This is a genomic window from Rahnella sp. EDr1-12 (assembly GCF_049206505.1).
In the GTDB taxonomy this organism is placed as follows: domain Bacteria; phylum Pseudomonadota; class Gammaproteobacteria; order Enterobacterales; family Enterobacteriaceae; genus Rahnella; species Rahnella rivi.
In genome coordinates this window covers 792,581-812,116 of the sequence record NZ_JBLZNY010000002.1, presented here as the reverse complement: position 1 = coordinate 812,116, position 19,536 = coordinate 792,581, and the positions used below count along the sequence as shown (strand labels likewise).

The 19,536-nt window shown below is 54.3% G+C and carries 17 protein-coding genes and 1 riboswitch; of the genes, 9 read left to right on the top strand and 8 right to left on the bottom strand.

The window, feature by feature from the left end:
• Positions 1-155 precede the first annotated feature (155 nt).
• Positions 156-1,622, top strand: a complete 1,467-nt coding sequence (gene guaB, locus ACO0U8_RS13070) for an IMP dehydrogenase (RefSeq protein ID WP_421670931.1) — start codon at positions 156-158, stop codon at positions 1,620-1,622.
• Positions 1,623-1,726: 104 nt separating this feature from the next.
• Complete coding sequence (guaA, locus tag ACO0U8_RS13065) at positions 1,727-3,304, top strand: glutamine-hydrolyzing GMP synthase (RefSeq protein ID WP_056781247.1); 1,578 nt, start codon at positions 1,727-1,729, stop codon at positions 3,302-3,304.
• A gap of 273 nt (positions 3,305-3,577) precedes the next feature.
• Here the strand turns inward: guaA and ACO0U8_RS13060 are convergent, their stop codons facing one another.
• The 4 genes from ACO0U8_RS13060 to ACO0U8_RS13045 form a co-directional block, all read right to left on the bottom strand.
• On the bottom strand, positions 3,578-3,910 hold the full coding sequence (locus tag ACO0U8_RS13060) for a type II toxin-antitoxin system HicB family antitoxin (protein WP_122097420.1): 333 nt from the start codon (positions 3,908-3,910) through the stop codon (positions 3,578-3,580).
• Positions 3,907-4,170, bottom strand: a complete 264-nt coding sequence (locus ACO0U8_RS13055; RefSeq protein WP_122097421.1) for a type II toxin-antitoxin system HicA family toxin — start codon at positions 4,168-4,170, stop codon at positions 3,907-3,909. The genes ACO0U8_RS13060 and ACO0U8_RS13055 overlap by 4 nt, the downstream gene beginning before the upstream one ends.
• Before the next feature lie 136 nt (positions 4,171-4,306).
• Positions 4,307-4,966, bottom strand: a complete 660-nt coding sequence (locus tag ACO0U8_RS13050) for a DUF3313 domain-containing protein (RefSeq protein WP_122097422.1) — start codon at positions 4,964-4,966, stop codon at positions 4,307-4,309.
• Positions 4,967-5,105: 139 nt separating this feature from the next.
• A complete protein-coding gene (locus tag ACO0U8_RS13045; protein WP_183847949.1) occupies positions 5,106-5,543 on the bottom strand; it encodes a GNAT family N-acetyltransferase in 438 nt (145 codons plus the stop codon).
• A 77-nt stretch (positions 5,544-5,620) separates the two neighbouring features.
• On the opposite strand from ACO0U8_RS13045, the gene ACO0U8_RS13040 reads away from it, so the two are divergent.
• The 5 genes from ACO0U8_RS13040 to thiD all read left to right on the top strand — a co-directional run bounded on the left by ACO0U8_RS13040 (position 5,621) and on the right by thiD (position 11,774).
• Positions 5,621-7,324: a LytS/YhcK type 5TM receptor domain-containing protein gene (locus tag ACO0U8_RS13040; RefSeq protein ID WP_421670930.1), complete on the top strand. Its 1,704-nt coding sequence runs from the start codon at positions 5,621-5,623 to the stop codon at positions 7,322-7,324.
• Positions 7,302-8,021, top strand: a complete 720-nt coding sequence (gene btsR, locus ACO0U8_RS13035) for a two-component system response regulator BtsR (RefSeq protein WP_414070606.1) — start codon at positions 7,302-7,304, stop codon at positions 8,019-8,021. Before ACO0U8_RS13040 ends, btsR begins: the two co-directional genes overlap by 23 nt.
• Before the next feature lie 116 nt (positions 8,022-8,137).
• Entirely contained in the window at positions 8,138-9,943 is a 1,806-nt protein-coding gene (locus ACO0U8_RS13030; protein WP_217204612.1) for a carbon starvation protein A, read from the top strand.
• Positions 9,944-10,032: 89 nt separating this feature from the next.
• Positions 10,033-10,134, top strand: a riboswitch (TPP riboswitch).
• Between the two features lie 34 nt (positions 10,135-10,168).
• Complete coding sequence (thiM, locus tag ACO0U8_RS13025; protein WP_421670929.1) at positions 10,169-10,987, top strand: hydroxyethylthiazole kinase; 819 nt, start codon at positions 10,169-10,171, stop codon at positions 10,985-10,987.
• Positions 10,974-11,774: a bifunctional hydroxymethylpyrimidine kinase/phosphomethylpyrimidine kinase gene (gene thiD / locus ACO0U8_RS13020; RefSeq protein ID WP_183847943.1), complete on the top strand. Its 801-nt coding sequence runs from the start codon at positions 10,974-10,976 to the stop codon at positions 11,772-11,774. Before thiM ends, thiD begins: the two co-directional genes overlap by 14 nt.
• Positions 11,775-11,792: 18 nt before the next feature.
• Here the strand turns inward: thiD and ACO0U8_RS13015 are convergent, their stop codons facing one another.
• The 3 genes from ACO0U8_RS13015 to ACO0U8_RS13005 all read right to left on the bottom strand — a co-directional run bounded on the left by ACO0U8_RS13015 (position 11,793) and on the right by ACO0U8_RS13005 (position 14,402).
• Positions 11,793-12,641 carry a hypothetical protein gene (locus tag ACO0U8_RS13015; protein ID WP_414070609.1) on the bottom strand — a complete coding sequence of 283 codons (849 nt, stop codon included), beginning with the start codon at positions 12,639-12,641 and terminating at the stop codon, positions 11,793-11,795.
• A 134-nt stretch (positions 12,642-12,775) separates the two neighbouring features.
• On the bottom strand, positions 12,776-13,462 hold the full coding sequence (locus tag ACO0U8_RS13010; RefSeq protein ID WP_421670928.1) for a GntR family transcriptional regulator: 687 nt from the start codon (positions 13,460-13,462) through the stop codon (positions 12,776-12,778).
• Positions 13,463-13,574: 112 nt separating this feature from the next.
• Positions 13,575-14,402 (bottom strand): helix-turn-helix domain-containing protein, encoded by an 828-nt coding sequence (locus tag ACO0U8_RS13005; protein ID WP_421670998.1) that lies wholly within the window; start codon positions 14,400-14,402, stop codon positions 13,575-13,577.
• Positions 14,403-14,683: 281 nt separating this feature from the next.
• On the opposite strand from ACO0U8_RS13005, the gene ACO0U8_RS13000 reads away from it, so the two are divergent.
• A complete protein-coding gene (locus tag ACO0U8_RS13000; RefSeq protein WP_421670927.1) occupies positions 14,684-16,093 on the top strand; it encodes an MFS transporter in 1,410 nt (469 codons plus the stop codon).
• 25 nt (positions 16,094-16,118) lie between these two features.
• Positions 16,119-18,095, top strand: coding sequence for a glycoside hydrolase family 127 protein (locus ACO0U8_RS12995; protein ID WP_421670926.1), 1,977 nt, complete (start codon positions 16,119-16,121; stop codon positions 18,093-18,095).
• 71 nt (positions 18,096-18,166) lie between these two features.
• Here the strand turns inward: ACO0U8_RS12995 and ACO0U8_RS12990 are convergent, their stop codons facing one another.
• Positions 18,167-19,456, bottom strand: coding sequence for an MFS transporter (locus ACO0U8_RS12990; RefSeq protein WP_056781197.1), 1,290 nt, complete (start codon positions 19,454-19,456; stop codon positions 18,167-18,169).
• Positions 19,457-19,536 lie beyond the last annotated feature (80 nt).

Here is a 19,536-nt window from a genome sequence, read left to right as displayed (position 1 = left end):
AATTCAAAAACAGAGACTTAATCGAACGATACTACATGCCCGCAAAAGGTAATCAAGAAGTTTTTGAAATAGTTCTGGTCGGAATGCCTACTCACCTGTATACTCCCGCTGCAATATTTTATCTTTTCCGCATCCACCTTGGTGAGATATTGCCCATGCTACGTATCGCAAAAGAAGCACTAACGTTCGACGACGTTCTCCTTGTTCCAGCCCACTCCACAGTTCTGCCCAATACTGCCGATCTCGGTACTCAACTGACCGCTAAAATCCGTCTGAATATCCCTATGCTGTCCGCAGCCATGGATACCGTGACTGAAGCGAATCTGGCGATTGCTCTGGCGCAGGAAGGCGGCCTCGGATTCATCCACAAGAACATGTCTATTGAGCGTCAGGCGGAAGAAGTCCGTCGCGTGAAGAAGCATGAAAGCGGCGTTGTTGCTGACCCTAGAACCGTCACACCTTCGACCACTCTGCGTCAGGTTAAAGCACTCACTGAAATTAACGGTTTTGCCGGTTATCCGGTCGTGACGGAAGAAAACGAACTGGTCGGTATTATTACCGGTCGTGACGTGCGCTTCGTGACCGATCTGGAACAGCCTGTCACGGCAGTCATGACGCCGAAAGAGCGTCTGGTCACCGTCAAAGAAGGCGAAGCCCGCGAAGTCGTGCTGCAAAAAATGCACGAAAAACGCGTAGAGAAAGCGCTGGTGGTTGACGCGCAATTCCATCTGCTCGGTATGATCACCGTAAAAGACTTCCAGAAAGCCGAACGTAAACCGAACGCCTGTAAAGATGAGCAGGGCAGCCTGCGCGTCGGTGCTGCGGTTGGCGCAGGTGCGGGCAACGAAGAGCGTATCGATGCGCTGGTCGCCGCCGGTGTTGACGTTCTGCTGATTGACTCCTCTCACGGCCACTCCGAAGGCGTTCTGGAACGTATCCGCGCAACCCGTGCTAAATACCCGGATCTGCAAATCATTGGCGGTAACGTCGCAACTGGCGCAGGTGCTCTGGCACTGGCGAAAGCGGGCGTGAGCGCGGTGAAAGTCGGTATCGGTCCTGGCTCCATCTGTACTACCCGTATCGTGACCGGCGTGGGTGTTCCGCAAATCACCGCCGTTTCTGACGCGGTTGAAGCGCTGGAAGGCACAGGCATTCCGGTTATCGCTGACGGCGGTATCCGCTTCTCCGGCGACATCGCTAAAGCTATCGCGGCTGGCGCAAGCTGCGTGATGGTTGGCGGGATGCTGGCAGGGACCGAAGAATCGCCGGGCGAAATCGAGCTGTATCAGGGCCGTTCATACAAATCTTACCGTGGTATGGGTTCTCTGGGCGCGATGTCCAAAGGCTCCTCTGACCGTTACTTCCAGACGGACAACGCCGCTGACAAACTGGTACCGGAAGGTATCGAAGGTCGCGTGGCCTATAAAGGCCGTCTGAAAGAAATCATCCACCAGCAAATGGGCGGTCTGCGCTCCTGTATGGGGCTGACCGGTTGTGCTACCATCGACGACCTGCGCACCAAGGCTGAGTTTGTCCGCATCAGCGGTGCAGGGATCCAGGAAAGCCACGTACATGACGTGACCATTACCAAAGAGTCACCGAACTACCGCATGGGTTCCTGACCCGAAAGACAGCGAGCTTAAGGCTCGCTGTCTGCTTTTAAGATTGTCAGAAAATTTAACCTGTTGTTTTAACGCTTTTATTGCTTTCTGGAAAACGCCCCCTCATGAGCGAAAATATTCACAAGCACCGTATCCTGATCCTCGATTTCGGCTCCCAGTACACCCAACTTGTTGCGCGCCGCGTGCGTGAACTGGGTGTCTATTGCGAACTCTGGGCCTGGGACGTAACCGAAGCCCAAATCCGCGAATTCAACCCGAACGGGATCATCCTGTCCGGCGGCCCGGAAAGTACCACCGAGCATGACAGCCCGCGCGCCCCTGATTACGTCTTCGAAGCCGGTGTGCCGGTTCTGGGCGTCTGCTACGGCATGCAAACCATGGCAATGCAGTTAGGCGGCCATGTTGAAGGCTCTAACGAGCGCGAATTTGGTTACGCGCAGGTTGAAGTTCAGACTGAAAGCGCGTTAATCCGCGACATTCAGGACGCCCTGAGCGAGAACAACAAACCGCTGCTCGACGTCTGGATGAGCCACGGCGACAAAGTGACGGCCATCCCGTCCGGTTTCGTGACCGTTGCCAGCACCGAGACTTGCCCGTTTGCCATTATGGCGAACGAAGAAAAACGCTTCTACGGTGTGCAGTTCCACCCGGAAGTGACGCACACCCGTCAGGGCCTGCGTATGCTGGAACGTTTCATCATGGACATCTGCGAGTGCGAAGCCCTGTGGACGCCAGCGAAAATCATCGAAGACGCGGTTGAGCGTCTGCGCGTGCAGATTGGCGACGACCACGTGATCCTCGGCCTGTCCGGCGGCGTTGATTCCTCTGTGACCGCGATGCTGCTGCACCGCGCGATTGGCGACCGTCTGACCTGCGTATTTGTGGATAACGGCCTGCTGCGTCTTAACGAAGCCGATCAGGTTCTGGAAATGTTCGGCGACCGTTTCGGCCTGAACATCGTTCACGTCGCTGCCGAAGAGCGTTTCCTGTCTGCGCTGGCAGGCGTTGATGAACCTGAAGCCAAACGTAAAATCATTGGCCGCGTCTTTGTTGAAGTGTTCGATGAAGAAGCCTGCAAGCAGGATGCGGTGAAATGGCTGGCGCAGGGCACGATCTACCCTGACGTGATCGAATCTGCGGCCTCTGCCACCGGCAAAGCGCACGTGATCAAATCCCACCACAACGTGGGCGGTCTGCCAAAAGAAATGAAACTGGGTCTGGTTGAGCCGCTGAAAGAGCTGTTCAAAGACGAAGTGCGTAAAATCGGTCTGGAACTCGGCCTGCCATACGACATGCTTTTCCGTCACCCGTTCCCGGGGCCAGGTCTGGGCGTTCGCGTGCTGGGCGAAGTGAAGAAAGAGTACTGCGACCTGTTGCGCCGCGCCGATGCTATCTTCATTGAAGAACTGCACAAAGCCGATCTGTACAACAAAGTCAGCCAGGCCTTCACCGTCTTCCTGCCAGTCCGCTCCGTTGGCGTGATGGGCGATGGCCGTAAATACGACTGGGTCGTTTCCCTGCGCGCAGTGGAAACCATCGACTTCATGACCGCGCACTGGGCGCACCTGCCGTACGATTTCCTCGGCCGCTGCTCCAACCGCATCATCAACGAAGTTGACGGCATTTCCCGCGTTGTTTACGACATCTCGGGTAAACCACCAGCGACGATTGAGTGGGAATAAGTTTTAGCAAAAGCTGAAGCCTGAAACCCGTAAAAACGCCAGTGCGATCGCAAGATCCGCTGGCGTTTTTTTATGTGTGAAATCCTCTCAGAGTTTAATTTTCTGTGCGCCGCAACCCCATTCTTCTCTGGCGCGGTGTCTGAGTTGAGCGTCAGGCGCGGATAACGGCGGAACTGCGGCATGGGTGCCAGGAGATTGAGTGCGCGGAAAATTATCGCGCAATCAATTTGAAATGAGGCAACCAACGGGCTGCCTCATTCCGGGTACATTTTTTTAACCGTGAACTGCCTGAATCAACATATCGTTAATCCATTGATTGACACTTTTACCGGAGATCTCTGCTGCAATATTGATAGCAGCATGGACTTCAGGCTGAATCCTCAGGCTGATTTTACCGCTTGCGGGACGTTGAGGAGCGCGACCTTGCTCAGCACAATAACTGAGATAGTCGTCAACGGCTTCTTCAAAAACAGCCCTGAGGTCTGAGACGTTATCTGCATGGAAACCTATTACGTCCTGAATACCCGCGATGTGCCCGATCAGACACTGATCCTCGTCGCTATATTCTATCCTGGCTGCATATCCCTGATAGGTCATGGTACTCATGGTTTTACTCCTGTCGCTTCAAGAAATGTTCTGGCATCCCGTACCTGATAAATTTTCGCTTCTTTTTCCGGGTGTGGCCGGTGAAATGAAGCAACAACCTGATTAATTTCAAAGCGTACCCGCGAACCTTTGCCTTCACTGACTTTGGCACCCAAAGCGATAAATAAAACCTCTATTTTTCGCCATTCGAGCGTTGAGGGGGTGGGTAAGGCAAAAATAAGATGTAACGTTTTCAGGTGTGCGGCATTTAGCATCTTCATAATTTATCGATCCTTCGAAAGTGATTGCCGCCAAATTTTGATGATATCACTATTTGATATCAAAAGTGAAAGTCGAAAAAAATAAAACAAAAAAGGCAGCCCTCAGGCCGCCTTGTTGTCATGCCACATGTGGGCGTTATTCGTTGAACAACCGGGTGTCGTTCGCCATGCTGTCGACGACGCTTTTCAGATCGTTTGCCGTCACTTTTTGTTTATCGTTGGAAACCTGTTTGCCGAATCCTTTACGAACAACTTTTATCACCGCTTTACCGGTGCTGGCATCGATCAGCTCGCCTTCAAAGTACACTTCGGTATCACGGGTACGATGGCCGGTCGCCGTTTCGGTACCTGCAATCACCAGCGCCACCGGAATAACTTCATAGAACTGCAAACCTTCAGCCGAAGTATTCACACCGGTAATGGCACCTTTGAAGATCAAAGTACGTGGCCCCGCGTGATCGGTCAGCGGCAGACGTTCAGACAGCGCAGTTTTCATGCGGCTGTTGGCATAATCCAGAGCCCCCTGAAGTGTCTCTTTGCTGATTTGCTCAGTAGGCTGAGGCTCAGGATAGAATTTAATCGGTTCGTATTTAATGTAGGAGTAATTCTCTTTCTTAAACGAAGGATCGATCCAGCGCAGAACCGGATTTCCTGAGGCGGTTTTCACTTCCTTGAGGCCCGAATAATCCCCCAGGAAGCCTGAGAATTTTTCAGTCTGCGTAACATGGCTTGTACAGCCCGCTAAAAACATCGTACCGGTCACAAGAGCAATCTGCAGCAGCTTTATTTTTTTCATTCGAACCCTCGAAATTTTTAAGGAAGACAAAGTATGTATAGCACCGCTGGGGAATTTAACCTCTTAACAACAAAGAAAAATTGATGAAGAACAGAGTATTGATATTTGTGAGAGGGGCGCATGATTGATCACGCTCGTCTCATTTATTTGGTGAATGAAAGAGATAGTACTCGCCTTTAGGGCTATCCCCCGTGGCGACGATGTCCCAGCCTTTTGATAAATAAAATGCGACCGATTTTTGACTCTTTACCAAACATTTCAGCGAACCGGTGCGGGTAAAGGTTTTTTCAGCGGCACGCAGTAAGGCGCTGCCGGCGCCGGTCCCCTGAAATTGCGGGTCGATAAACAGGTTATGCAGAAAGTTTTCCTGGGTAAAAATCGAGGCAAACCCGAGTAAATGCCCATCGCGCTCCGCGACAAGTATCGTCTCGCCGATCACCGCACGGTCAAAATCTTCCAGCTTGTAGTCAACCTCTGTCAGCCACGTCCAGGTATCTTTGCGTGCGGCCAGATACAGCGTGCGTAAAAAAGGACGATCGGCTTCTTCGTAAGCCCGGATGTGAAGTGGTGATACCAAAGAGTGAGACTCCTCAAAGACTGTGGGGTTATTTGTGCGTATGGTACGCAACTCACTTAACGATACTGCCAGCGACTATGTATGAGTTCAATTTGGTTTTGTTGCTGTTGCAGCAAATGTGCGTCTATTTAGTCATTGCGTATTTACTCAGCAAAACCCCTCTGTTTATCCCGCTGATGCACGTCACCGTGCGGCTTCCGCACAAATTGCTGTGTTATTTCATGTTCTCGATGTTCTGCGTTATGGGCACTTATTTTGGTCTGCATATTCAGGATTCTATCGCCAATACCCGGGCTATCGGCGCGGTGCTGGGCGGTTTACTCGGCGGGCCGGTCGTCGGTGTTCTGGTCGGTCTGACGGGCGGGTTACACCGGTATTCGCTGGGGGGCATGACAGCGCTGAGTTGCATGATTTCGACGGTTATCGAGGGATTGCTCGGCGGCATAGTGCATCGTGTGCTGATGCGGCGGGGACGTATTGACCGGCTGTTTAATCCGCTGACTGTCGCGGGCGTCACGCTGTTTGCTGAAGTGCTGCAAATGGCGATCATTTTGATGGTTGCGCGTCCTTTTGACGAAGCGCTGCGGCTGGTCAAAAGCATTGCCACGCCGATGATGGTGACCAATACCATCGGCGCGGCCATGTTTATGCGCATTCTGCTCGACCGGCGGGCGATGTTTGAACGTTACACCACGGCGTTCAGCGCCCGCGCGCTTAATATCGCCGCGTGTACCGAAGGCGTGCTGCGTCAGGGGTTTAACCAGGAGAATACCGCACGGGTGGCGCAGATCATTTATCAGGAGCTGGATATCGGCGCGGTGGCGATTACCGATCGTGAGAAACTGCTGGCGTTTGTCGGGATCGGCGACGATCACCATTTGCCGGGATCGCCGATATTGTCCGAACATTCGCACCGCGCCATCGAACATAATGAAGTGGTTTATGCAGACGGCAATGAGGTGGCCTATCAGTGCTCGCAAAGCCCGTCGTGTAAGCTGGGCTCGACGCTGGTGATCCCGCTGCGCGGTGAAAATCAGGAAGTGATCGGCACGATCAAACTGTATGAAGCGCGCAACCGGCTGTTCAGTTCGATCAACCGTACGTTGGGCGAAGGCATCGCCAGCCTGCTGTCGGCGCAGATCCTCGCCGGACAGTACGAACGGCACAAACAGTTGCTGATCCAGTCGGAAATTAAACTGCTGCACGCGCAGGTGAATCCTCACTTTCTGTTTAACGCGCTGAATACCCTGGTGGCGGTGATCCGTCGCGACAGCCAACAGGCCAGTGAACTGGTTCAGCATCTTTCTACGTTTTTTCGTAAAAACCTCAAACGCCCGCAGGAAGTGGTGACGCTGGCCGACGAAATCGAGCATGTGCAAGCCTATCTGCATATCGAACGAGCGCGGTTCAGCGACCGTCTGAATGTCACCTTTGATTTTCCCGAGGCGCTGCAACAGCTCTGTTTACCCGCTTTTACCCTGCAACCGCTGGTGGAAAACGCCATCAAACACGGGACATCGCAGTTGCTTGGTATCGGGCAGCTTCGTCTTTCTGCCATCGGGCAGGGAGAGTGTCTGGTGCTCACCGTGGAAGATAACGCCGGGCTGTATGCGCCGTCGGCGAACGGTAACGGGCTTGGGATGAGTCTGGTCGATCGCCGTCTGCGCGGGCGCTACGGCGACGAGTTCGGGTTACAGGTTGAATGCGAGCCGGAACGGTTCACCCGCGTCATTTTACGTTTGCCAGCCAGGAGCCGACATGCTGAAAATATTGATTGTTGATGACGAGCCGCTGGCGCGTGAAAACCTGTGTGTGCTGTTGCAGCCGGTCGCTGACGTCATCGTGGCTGGCGAATGTGAAAATGCGGTGGAAGCCCTTGGCGCGATCAACCGGCTGCGACCTGACGTGGTGTTTCTGGATATACACATGCCGCGCATCAGCGGTCTGGAACTGGTCGGTATGATCGACCCCGAGCGCATGCCTCATATCGTCTTTCTCACCGCATACGATGAGTATGCGCTGCAGGCGTTCGAAGAGAATGCGTTCGATTATCTGCTCAAACCGGTTCAGGCGTCACGGCTGGAGAAAACCCTTCATCGCCTGCGACAGCATCTTCCTGCGCAAAATGTCAGTGCGCTGATGGCGGGGGAACCGGATCTGGCCCTGATCCCCTGCTGCGGGCAGAACCGTATTTATCTGCTCTCCACAGATGAGGTGATTTTTGTCAGCTCACGGGTCAGCGGCGTATTCGTGAACCGCGCCGACGGCAGTGAATGCTTTACAGAGCTGACGCTGCGCACGCTGGAAAGTCGCACGCCGTTGCTGCGTTGCCACCGGCAGTATTTGATCAATATGCAGCATCTGCGCGAAATCCGTTTTGATGACTGCGGGCTGGCAGAGCTTGTGATGAAAAATGAGGTACGGGTGCCGGTCAGTCGTCGCTACCTGAAAGCCCTGAAGTCCCGGCTGGGCCTGTAACCCCGGCGTTTTAACCGTTTAAATCGCTATTACGCCACTCACGCCAACAGCCGGAGCGCTTTCATCGGCACTTTGTTACGTTGCGCCGGATTATTCCTTATCCGGAGAACAACAAGATGCAACACGCACTGACTTTTGTCATCGCGACTTTGTGTATTCTGACAATCTGTTACCGGCTTTACGGGGTGTTTTTCGTCCGTAAAGTGCTGAAAGCCGATGATGCTCAGGTCACACCGTCGCATTTACTGGAAGACGGGAAAGACTACGTCCCGACCAAAAAATGGGTGAACTTTGGCAGCCACTTCGCGGCCATCGCGGCGGCGGGGCCACTGGTCGGCCCGGTGCTGGCCGCGCAATACGGTTATCTGCCCGGCATGTTATGGCTGCTGATCGGCTGTGTGGTCGGCGGCGCGGTGCATGATACCGTCGTGCTGTTTGCCTCCATGAAACACAGAGGGAAATCGTTATCCGAGGTCGCTAAGCGAGAGCTTGGCCCGGTGGCAGGCTGGTGCACGGGGCTCGCGATGTTGTTCATCATCACTATCACCATGGCCGGTTTGTCGATGGTGGTTGTCCACGCTCTTGAGCGTAATCCGTGGGGGACGTTTGCCGTCTTCATGACCATCCCGGTGGCGATTTGCGTTGGCCTGTGGGAACGTCTGACCGGCAGTATGAAAGCCGCTTCGTGGGTGGGGATTATTGCCATCATGGCCTGCGTGGTGATCGGGCCGTACATTCAGGCATCGGCGTTTGGGGAATGGCTGAGCCTGCGTGCTTCGACGGTCAGCCTGGTGTTGCCGGTCTATGCATTCTTCGCGACCGCATTGCCGGTGTGGATGTTGCTGACACCGCGCGGTTATCTCTCCAGCTTCATGAAAATCGGCGTGTTCGGGGCGCTCATCGTCGGGGTGGTGTTCATTAACCCTGAGATCCAGTTTCCGGCGATCACGCCGTTTATCCACGGTGGCGGCCCTGTGCTGGCCGGGCCGGTCTGGCCGTTTATCTCAATCACTATCGCCTGTGGCGCGATCTCCGGCTTCCACGCATTTATCGGTTCCGGCACGACGCCGAAGCAAATCGATAAATGGAGCGACATCTTACCGGTCGGTTTTGGTGCGATGTTAGCGGAATGCGTGGTCGGCGTGATGGCGCTGATTGCCGCGACCGCGCTGCACCCGGCGGATTACTTTGCGATCAACTCGGCGCCCGAGGTTTTTGCCGGTCTGGGGATGCAGGTGGTGAATCTGCCGACACTCAGCCAGGAAATTGGTCTGGATCTCAGTGGCCGTACCGGCGGGGCGGTGACGCTGGCGGTCGGCATGGCGGATATCTTTACTCGCATCCCGTGGTTCAGCCATTTGTCTTCGTACTTCTTCCAGTTTGTGGTGATGTTCGAGGCGGTATTTATCCTGACGGCCGTGGATTCCGGAACCCGCGTGGCGCGCTATCTGTTACAGGATTTCTTCGGCGATCTGTGGGCGCCGCTCAAACGTACTGACTGGTGGCCGGGCGCAGTGGCGTGCAGCATCGTCGCCTGCCTGCTGTGGGGATACCTTCTTAACTCGGGCGACATCAACTCCGTTTGGGCGCTGTTTGGCGTTTCAAACCAGCTGATGGCCTCAATTGGCCTGATGATTGGCGCGACCATTATCTTGCGTCTGGCGGACAAACGCCGCTACATGCTGACCTGCCTGATCCCGCTGGCTTATCTCTATGTCACGGTCAACTATGCGGCGTACTGGATGGTCGCACATGTGTATTTCAATTCTGCGGCCAAAGGTTTCAACCTGTTCAACGGCACCATCTCAATCATCATGGTCGCCCTCGGCGCGGTGATTATGGTGGCATCAGTTCTGCGCTGGATAACGTTGTGGCAGGCGCGCAGCGAAGGCACGACTGGCGACGTGCCGGCTACGCTGTAAATTGCGGTTGTTTCATCAGCCCTGTCAATGGACAGGGCTTTTTTGTATCAATTGCTGATTGATCTTCCCGCCGTCCACACCAATAATGCTCCCTTGACTCGGGGTGCCGCGCTTGCAAAAGAACGGCTGAGATTTTACCCGTATTACCTGATCTGGATTATGCCAGCGTAGGGAAGTCAGGTATCTCTCCCGATGCCGCCTTCCTGAAAGCCGGTTGGGAGACTTATGAACGTCCGACCTTCCGTATTTCCCGGTGCTACTGCCGCCGGTTCTTTACATCAACTCCGCCATGCCTCACCGCTGGTCCATTGCCTGACCAACGATGTGGTGCAATCTTTTACTGCCAATGTCCTGCTGGCGCTGGGTGCCTCTCCGGCGATGGTGGTCGATCCCGATGAAGCGGCGCAGTTCAGCGCCATTGCCGATGCCTTACTGGTGAACGTCGGCACGCTCACACATCCCCACGCTAACGCGATGCTGGCGGCGATTCATGCCGCCAATCAGGCCGGGAAACCCTGGGTGTTAGATCCCGTCGCGGTCGGTGGCCTGAGCTTGCGAACCGAATTTTGCCTCAATATTCTTCCGTTAAAACCCGCCGCCATTCGTGGCAATGCGTCTGAAATCCGTGCCCTCAGTGGCCTGAGCGCGTCAGGCCGCGGCGTTGACAGCGGCGACGATTCGCTTTCCGCTCTGCCTGCCGCACAGCAACTGGCGCAGCAAACCGGGGCGATAGTGGCTGTGACCGGCGAAACGGATTACATCACCGACGGCAAACGCCATTGGGCTGTGCCGGGCGGGCATCCGATGATGACCCGCGTGGTCGGTACCGGCTGTGCATTATCTGCCGTGGTGGCGGCATTTTCGGCATTACCGGGCGACCGGCTGGACAACGTCGCGGCGGCGTGTCGCGTCATGTCATGTGCCGGTGAACGGGCTTGTGCGACAGCCCGCGGGCCCGGCAGCTTTACGCCAGCGTTCCTCGATAATCTGTATTTATTGAATGAAACATGGCTGAACGGGGAGGGCTGTCATGAAACGCATTAATGCGCTGACCATTGCCGGAACTGACCCGAGCGGCGGTGCGGGCATTCAGGCGGATTTAAAAACTTTCTCCGCCCTCGCCGCTTATGGCACCAGCGTGATCACGGCGCTGGTGGCGCAAAATACCCGTGGCGTTCAGTCGGTCTGTTACATCGCACCGGAGTTTGTGGCGGCGCAGCTTGATTCCGTCCTCAGCGATGTGCGTATCGACACCGCTAAAATTGGCATGCTGGCAAACAGTCAGATTGTGGAAACGGTGGCGGAGCGGCTTGGCCATTATCAGCCGCCGTTCGTGGTGCTCGATACTGTGATGCTGGCGAAAAGTGGCGATCCTTTATTGCAGCCGGAAGCGGTCGAGGCGTTGCGGCGGCTGCTTTTGCCTCAGGTGTCGATCATCACCCCAAACCTGCCCGAAGCAGCAGCGTTGCTTGAATGCGCCATCGCCACCAGTGAAGCGGAAATGCGTGAGCAGGGCGAAGCTTTACTGGCGATGGGGTGTGGCGCGGTGTTGATGAAAGGAGGGCATCTTAGCGACGAAGAGAGTCCGGACTGGTTATTTATGCGGGATACGCGTGAGCGTTTCACTGCGCCGAGGGTGAACACCCGCCATACACATGGCACCGGCTGTACGTTGTCAGCCGCCCTGGCGGCACTGCGCCCGCGCCACAGCGGCTGGGCAGACACTGTGCGCGAAGCCAAAGCCTATCTGCAACAGGCGCTGATACAGGCCGACTCGCTGGATGTCGGGCAGGGCATCGGGCCGGTGCATCATTTTCATCGCTGGTGGTAAGGCGAGAGTGAAGGGCAGTCAGGCGCTGCGCTGCGATTTTTCCAGTGCCTGTTCTGCCTGATGAAACATCATCAGCGCCCGCTGTAAATGCACGGCATCAAACGGATTGAGCGGATAGAATTTCTCGTCTTTACGCGGGCGCAGCATCACCCGGATCTGGCTGACAGAAATTCGCTCATACAGATAACTGGCGATGTCCTGATTCTCTTCATCTTTCCATGAAAGAACCAGCGCCGCGTGTTCGCCGCTGCGTCGGCCAATAAACTGCTCATGCAGCCACAAGCCTTCCAGTTCGCCATCTTTTTGCAGTTTTTTGCCGCTGAACCACGATGAATCTGCCAGCAACCACAGTGCCTGCGGGGTGATCTCTTCATGCAGTTGACGCCATAACGGGCGGTTATTGTCCATCTGCCAGCAGGCCATACCAAGATAATCATTCAGCTCGCGCCAGTCGTTTTCGAGGCGCTCTTTCAGCTCAGGATCCTGCACATGCATAAACTGTTGCAGGCCGGTCGCCTGTTCGCCCAGTTTGTTATAGGCAATGACGGTCATGGTGCGCGGCGTGCGGCGGAAAGTCACCCAAAGCAGCACCTTGGGAATGCGAAAAGTGATGGCCTGCACGGTCAGTTTGTAACGGTTACCCCGCGACATCACCAGGCCGTTCGCGGTGCCACGTTTATCCTGATAATTTCTTACCAGCACCACACTGTTCTGGCCCATCCAGCCGGTGAGATAATGCTCTTTCTCGCTTTCGGCCACGTCCAGATCGCGTGCAATCTGGCTGATCTTTTCTTCATCCAGCTGGGCGAGCGAGAGTGACTGTTCGGCACTGTAATAGCTTTTTTTCAGGGAGGCTGCGGCTGGCATAAGGGTATCCACGATATTGATGTGGTTTACAGCTTACACTAAGTTGTCATACAGATTTTGGCGCTAACCCGCAAAAATTGAACGCGGCAGACAGCGGGTCAGGGCGTGCAGCTTTACCACGCGGGAAGACAAACTCACTCGGCATCAAACCAGTCACTGTTCTGTTCGGCAATGGGCGTGATAGTGGAAATCATTTCCTGCAAATGAATGCGGATGGCTTTTTCTGCAGCATCCGGGTCATGTGCTTTCAGACCATCGAAAATCGCATAATGCTGTGCAATCAGATTCTCCGGCGGGGAGACTTTACTGAGCGTCAGGAACCGCACGCGATCCATGGTGGCTTTGATGTGTTCGACGGTTTCCCACGCCAGACGGCAGTCAATGATTTGCGCGATGGTGCGGTGGAAATCATCGTCAAGCAGCAGGAATTCCTGCGTTTGCTGGCTTTTGGCGGCCAGCGTCTGGCGTTCAAGATTGTGTTCCAGCAATGCCAGATCTTTCCCGGTGGCGACCATCGCCGCACGGCGCACCACGGCGGTTTCGACGGCTTCACGAATGAAACGGCCGTCAGCCACCCGCTTGGAGGAAATTTTCATCACATAGGTGCCGCGCTGTGGCAGTACCTGCACCAGTCCGGCTTCCGCCAGTTTGATAAAGGCTTCGCGCACCGGCTGGCGGGACACGTTAAAGCGTGCGGAAATCTCTTTCTCCGACAGGAATGCCCCCGGCGCAATGGCGCAGGTGACGATGTCCTGACGCAAGGTACGGTAAATCTGCTGATTAACCGGTACATTGCTGAGAAATTCAAAGGCGTCTGTCATGGGCAAAAGTTGTCTTCAGAATCGGGAGTCCATAATACTAACATGAGTTTTCTCAGGATTTTGAGATTGTTAGCGCAAGGTTTTCACAGATATTTGGCTTATTTCATCAAAGCTAATCCGAATTAATGTGCTCACGGCAATAGAGCTTTTTATACGCCGCTGGCGTGATCCCCAGCAGTTTGCGAAACACTCGTCGAAAATACGCCACGTCATTAAACCCGGTGAGGCGGGCCACATCCGCCACATTGCCGGTATTCGCCAGCAACAGTTTCTCTGCGGCGGCAACACGTTGTTTATGCAATGCTTCGGTCAGCGTCATCTGGAAAGTCAGGCGGAAAACCCGTCCGAGATAATCCGCGTTGCAGTGCAGCCGTTCCGCCAGTTCCGAAGCCCCCAGCGGCAGGTGAAACTGTGTCGTGATGAGCTGGCGGGCTTTATAAGCCAGCGCCACGCCGGGGCCGCCCGGTTCGACATTTTCCGGCCAGGCACGCGAGACTTCCTGTAACAGCAATATCAGAAACAGCTCGAGAGAGTTACCCCCGCGTTCCTGTTCATATAAAAATAATCTGAACAGCGTTAACAGGGTTTCGCTGTCTCTGACTTTACAGTGCTGTGGAATATTCAGCTGTAAAGAGGGACTGTTTGGTTGTATTTTCATTATTGCGCTATCTTTCACAATATCGAAATGCAGCCAGTAAAATTTTAAATCGGGATCGAATGTTGAGATCCCTTTATGTTCACGCCCTGGAAATAACAATAAACTTTCGCCTGCGTGTAAATCAAAACGGTTATTTTCTTCCTGCAAAGACAGCGAACCCCGCACAATATAAATTAACTCGTGAGAACTCAGGCGTCGGGTCGGATGTGTGCCAATCCCCCGTGAAATAAACAGACCGCCGTTTTGCACTTTTACCGGGTAATTAACGGGAAACGCAAGCATTTCAGGCATTTTCAGGCGCTCATCAGGCAGGTGTAGACTGACAGTAGCACAAGAAACACGCGCTACCCGCCGGGCGTAATGAGGTTTTGATCTGCTTCACAGATTCTGTTCGTGAGTCGGAATTGTCCCGTTTAACTACTTTATCCTCCTCTTGTTGGCAAGAAATCTCTATGCCAGATTTATGGCGTACCTTATTTCATCTCAGGGCTGATGCGAAAAATAAGCCTTATTCGTTGTGTTCCTACAGCTTATAAATAACGATATAAAAGCGAGGAAAAATAATGCCAACAGATTCAGCTAATACCGGTTCTGCGCCGGTAAGCGTTGAGGGGAAAATAATTTCTGTTAACGCTAAACTCTCCGTCAGCGAGAAAATCGGCTACGGATTAGGTGACGCCGGTGGCACGATAATAACCTGTCTGATCACCAGTTTTCTGACCTTCTTTTATACCGATGTCTTCGGGCTGACACCGGCGATTGTCGGCACATTGTTTATTTCCCTGCGGGTGATTGATGCGATTTCCGATCCGCTGATGGGCATTCTGGCTGACCGCACCCAAAGCCGCTGGGGGCGCTTTCGTCCATGGCAGTTGTGGATAGCGCTGCCGATTGGCGTAGTCGGTTTTCTCACCTTCACGGTGCCCGGCCTGAGCGGTGATGCCAAAATCGCGTACGCCTTCTTCACTTACTTCCTGCTTTCGGTGTCATACACGGCCATCAACGTGCCGTATTGCGCGCTGATTAACACCATGACCACCGATCACCGGGAGGTGATTTCCTGCCAGTCATGGCGCTTTGTTTTGTGCGGTGTGGCCGGATTTATGGTTTCCGTCGGGCTGCCGTGGCTGGTGCAACTCTTCGGCAAAGGTGATGCTGCGCGGGGGTATCAGCAGGGCGTCGGCTTGCTGTGCGCGGTGGCGGTGGTGATGTTCCTGTGGTGCTTCTTCACGGTTCGCGAGCGTCTGCCGCTGGCGCTGCTGGGGCAGTTCAGCATTAAAGAGCACATCCGCGGAATGCTGAAAAACGATCAGTTGCTGCTGGTTCTCCTCATGTCATTCCTGCTGATCAACGTGTTCAACCTGCGTGGTGGTGGCTATATGTATTTCATCACCTACGTGCTGAAAGGCGGCGCAGGGTACGCGTCGATTTTCTTCGGTATGGTGACGCTGGCGTCAATTCTCGGCGCGATCATCGTCAATCAGCTGACCAAATTTATCGACAGCGTGCGTCTCTACCTGATCACCAATCTGGTGCTGGCGGTGTTTTCCCTGCTGTTGTGGTTTGTGCCGGTGGGTGAACAATTCCAGACGCTGTGGCTTGGCATTATCTTCGTACATTGTGTGATCCTCGGCTTCACGCTGCCGCTGCACTTTTCCATCATGGCGTTTGCCGATGACTACGGACACTGGAAAAACGGTATCCGCTCTTCCGGCATGAACTTCGCCTTCAATCTTTTCTTTATCAAACTGGCCTGGGCCTCCAGCGCCGGGATCATCAGTCTGGTCTTTATTTGGGTGTCTTATCAGGCCGGTGCCGGGCACCAGACCGCGGCATCCCTTGGCGGGATCACGCTGCTGGAAACGCTGTTGCCCGCGGCGATGCATTTACTGCTGGCCGGAACGCTGATGTTCTGCAAGCTCAATAACACATTGCTGACCCGCATGTCCCGCGAGCTGGCGGCAAACGTTTAATGTTGATAACTGTTCAGGAGGTTGTATGTCTTTTTCTCCGGTTGAATCTTTAGAAGTGCCTTTGCACAAGGTGAATGTCTCCGACGCGTTCTGGCGGGAGTATCAGCGTCTGGTGAAAGATGTGGTGGTGCCGTATCAGTGGAAGGCGCTCAATGATGAGGTTGCCGATGCCGAACCGAGCCACGCGATAGAAAACTTCCGCATTGCCGCCGGGCAAAGTGACGGTGAGTTTTACGGCATGGTTTTTCAGGACAGCGACGTCGCCAAATGGCTGGAAGCGGTGGGTTATTTGCTGGCGAAAACGCCGGACCCGGCGCTGGAGGAAACCGCCGATCAGGTGATCGAACTGGTCGGCGCGGTGCAGCAGCCCGACGGGTATCTCAACACCTATTTCACCGTCAAAGAGCCGCAACACCGCTGGACCAATCTGGCGGAATGTCACGAGCTTTACTGCGCCGGACATCTGATCGAAGCCGGTGTGGCTTATGCGCAGGCTACGGGCAAAACCCGTTTGCTGGAGATCGTCTGCAAACTGGCTGATCACATTGCCGATGTCTTCGGGCCGGGCGAAAAGCAATTACACGGCTACCCTGGTCACCCTGAAATTGAACTGGCGCTGATGCGTTTGTATGAACAAACCGCCGAAACCCGTTATCTCGAACTGACACGGTATTTCGTTGAGCAGCGCGGGGCGCAACCGCATTTTTACGATATCGAATATGAAAAACGCGGCAAAACATCGCACTGGAACAACTACGGCCCGGCGTGGATGGTTAAGGATAAAGCCTACACGCAGGCGCATTTACCGATAGCACTACAGACCACGGCGGTCGGCCATGCAGTGCGATTCGTTTATCTGTACGCCGGTGTCGCGCACCTGGCGAGGCTGAGTCAGGATCAGGAAAAACGCGAAACCTGTCAGCGCTTATGGGAAAACATGACGCAAAAGCAGATGTACATCACCGGGGCGATTGGTTCGCAAAGCAGCGGCGAAGCGTTTTCATCGGATTACGATTTACCCAATGACACCGCCTATACCGAAACCTGTGCCTCGATTGGCCTGATGATGTTTGCCAACCGCATGTTGCAGATGGAGGCCGATAGCCGTTACAGCGACGTGATGGAACGTGCGCTTTACAACACCGTGCTGGCCGGTATGGCGCTCGACGGTAAACATTTCTTCTATGTGAATCCGCTGGAAGTGCACCCGAAAAGTATCCCGTTCAACCATATTTATGATCACGTAAAACCGGTGCGTCAGCGCTGGTTCGGCTGCGCCTGCTGCCCGCCCAATATCGCGCGGCTGCTGGCGTCACTCGGCCATTACATTTATACCCGGCGCCCGGACGGTGTGGATATCAATCTGTATATCGGCAGCGATGTGGAGACGGAAATCGGCGGAAAACCGCTGCGGCTGAAACAATCCGGCGGCTATCCGTGGGCTGAAAACGTAACGATTGACGTCGATACCGATGAACCGCTGGAAGCCACGCTGGCGCTGCGTTTACCTGACTGGTGCGCCAGCCCGCAGGTCAACATCAATGGTCATCCGCTTGAACTGACCAGCCTGACGCAGCGCGGGTATTTGCGTCTGACCAGGGAATGGCAGAAAGGCGATCGCATTGAAATGACCTTACCGATGCCGGTCACCCGCGTGAAAGGTAACGCACTGCTGCGCCATGTCGCCGGAAAAGTCGCCGTGCAGCGCGGGCCACTGGTGTATTGCCTGGAACAGGCGGATAACGGCAGTGAACTGCATAACATTCGTTTGCCGCACGATGCGCCGTTCCGCCTGATTTCAGGCAGCGGACTGTTCGCGGGTAAAACATTGCTGCAAACGCAGGGCGAGCGACGCCCGTCGGTACAGGCCGGGCAGCAGCCGTTGTACCGCTACAATCCGCCAGAGGAAGCAACTTTGCCGCAAACCATGACCTTTGTGCCGTATTTTGCCTGGGCGAACCGTGGGGAAGGGGAGATGCGGGTGTGGATTGATGAAGTGTAGAAAAGGCTGAACCGGTCTCCAAAAAATAAACCCGGCGCTGGTGGCCGGGTTTTGAATAACCTTTTACTGATTTAGCTGTGAGAGAGTGTTGTCTCGGCGGACTGTTTAGGCGGTTTGATCACGAAGAACACCAGAATTGCCCCCAGCGCGGCGACGCCGCCTGCGAGAATAAAGGCGCTGTCAAAACGACCGGTATTCTGGACAATAAATCCGGTGACTACGGGCCCGATGATGCCGGAGATGCTGCCGACCAGATGGATGAATCCGCTGGTGCCGCCGACGCGGGATTTGTGTACCACGTCCTGAATAATCGCCCAGTAAATTGCCCCGGTGGTATACAGGAAGAAAATAGACACCGACATCAGCACTACCGCAGGCACCACGCTGGTGACGATACCGGCGAGTGCGACGCAGATGGCAGCGGCTAACAGGCTGACCACCAATATAATTTTACGCGACAGCAATAAGCGGCCAGTAATATTGAAGATCTTATCTGAAATATAACCGCCCAGTGCCAGTCCGACGAAGCCGACAATCCACGGAATAACCGTTGTCAGGCTCATCTCTTTAATATTCAGGCCATGCGCCTGCACCAGATAAGCCGGGAACCAGCTGAGGAAGAAGAACAAAATATAGTTGTAGCAGAAGAATGCAAAGGCAGTGACCAGAATAATCGGTTGTTTTAAATAATACCCCAGCCCATGCGCAGCCTGTGCCAGATCTTCCTCTTCGCTGATATTTTCATTCTTCATTGCATCAATTAAACGTAATTCTTCCTGGGACACGCGCTTACTTTTCAGCGGATTATCGGCCACCGTAAAGAACCAGATCACCATCCACACAATACCAATCGCGGCAATGACCATAAACGCCGGACGCCAGCCAAAGGAGATTGCCAGATACCCGACAATAGGCCCGGCCACAGCGCCGCCGAGCGGCGAACCGGCGCTGAGCAGACCCATGGCGGTCGCCGCCTTTTTCTTCGGGAACCAGCCGTTGATCATCTTATTTGCTGAGGCACAGATCGGGCCTTCGGCCATGCCAAATAATACCCGCAGAATAAGCATGGAATAAAAGCCGGTGGCGATAGCGGTCATGCCACAAAATAGTGACCATAACCCCACGGCTAACCCCATCACGATGGTCGGGCCAAATTTATCGACAGCCAGACCGCCGAGGAAGTTAAATATCGCGTAACCAAAGAAGAAGCTGCCAAATATCATGCCGAACTGTTCAGGATTGATGGCCAGTTCTTTTTCTATCATCGGGACCGTGATCGATAGCGCAACGCGGTCGAGATAATTGATCATGTAAACCATAAACAGCAGGAATACGATTATCCAGCGTAGATTCTTAAACATAGATGCTCCACGTAGTGTTGTTTTAATAGTGTTACGTTTTTATAAGTAGAATATGAGGTACAACAGACGGGAGGATTGAA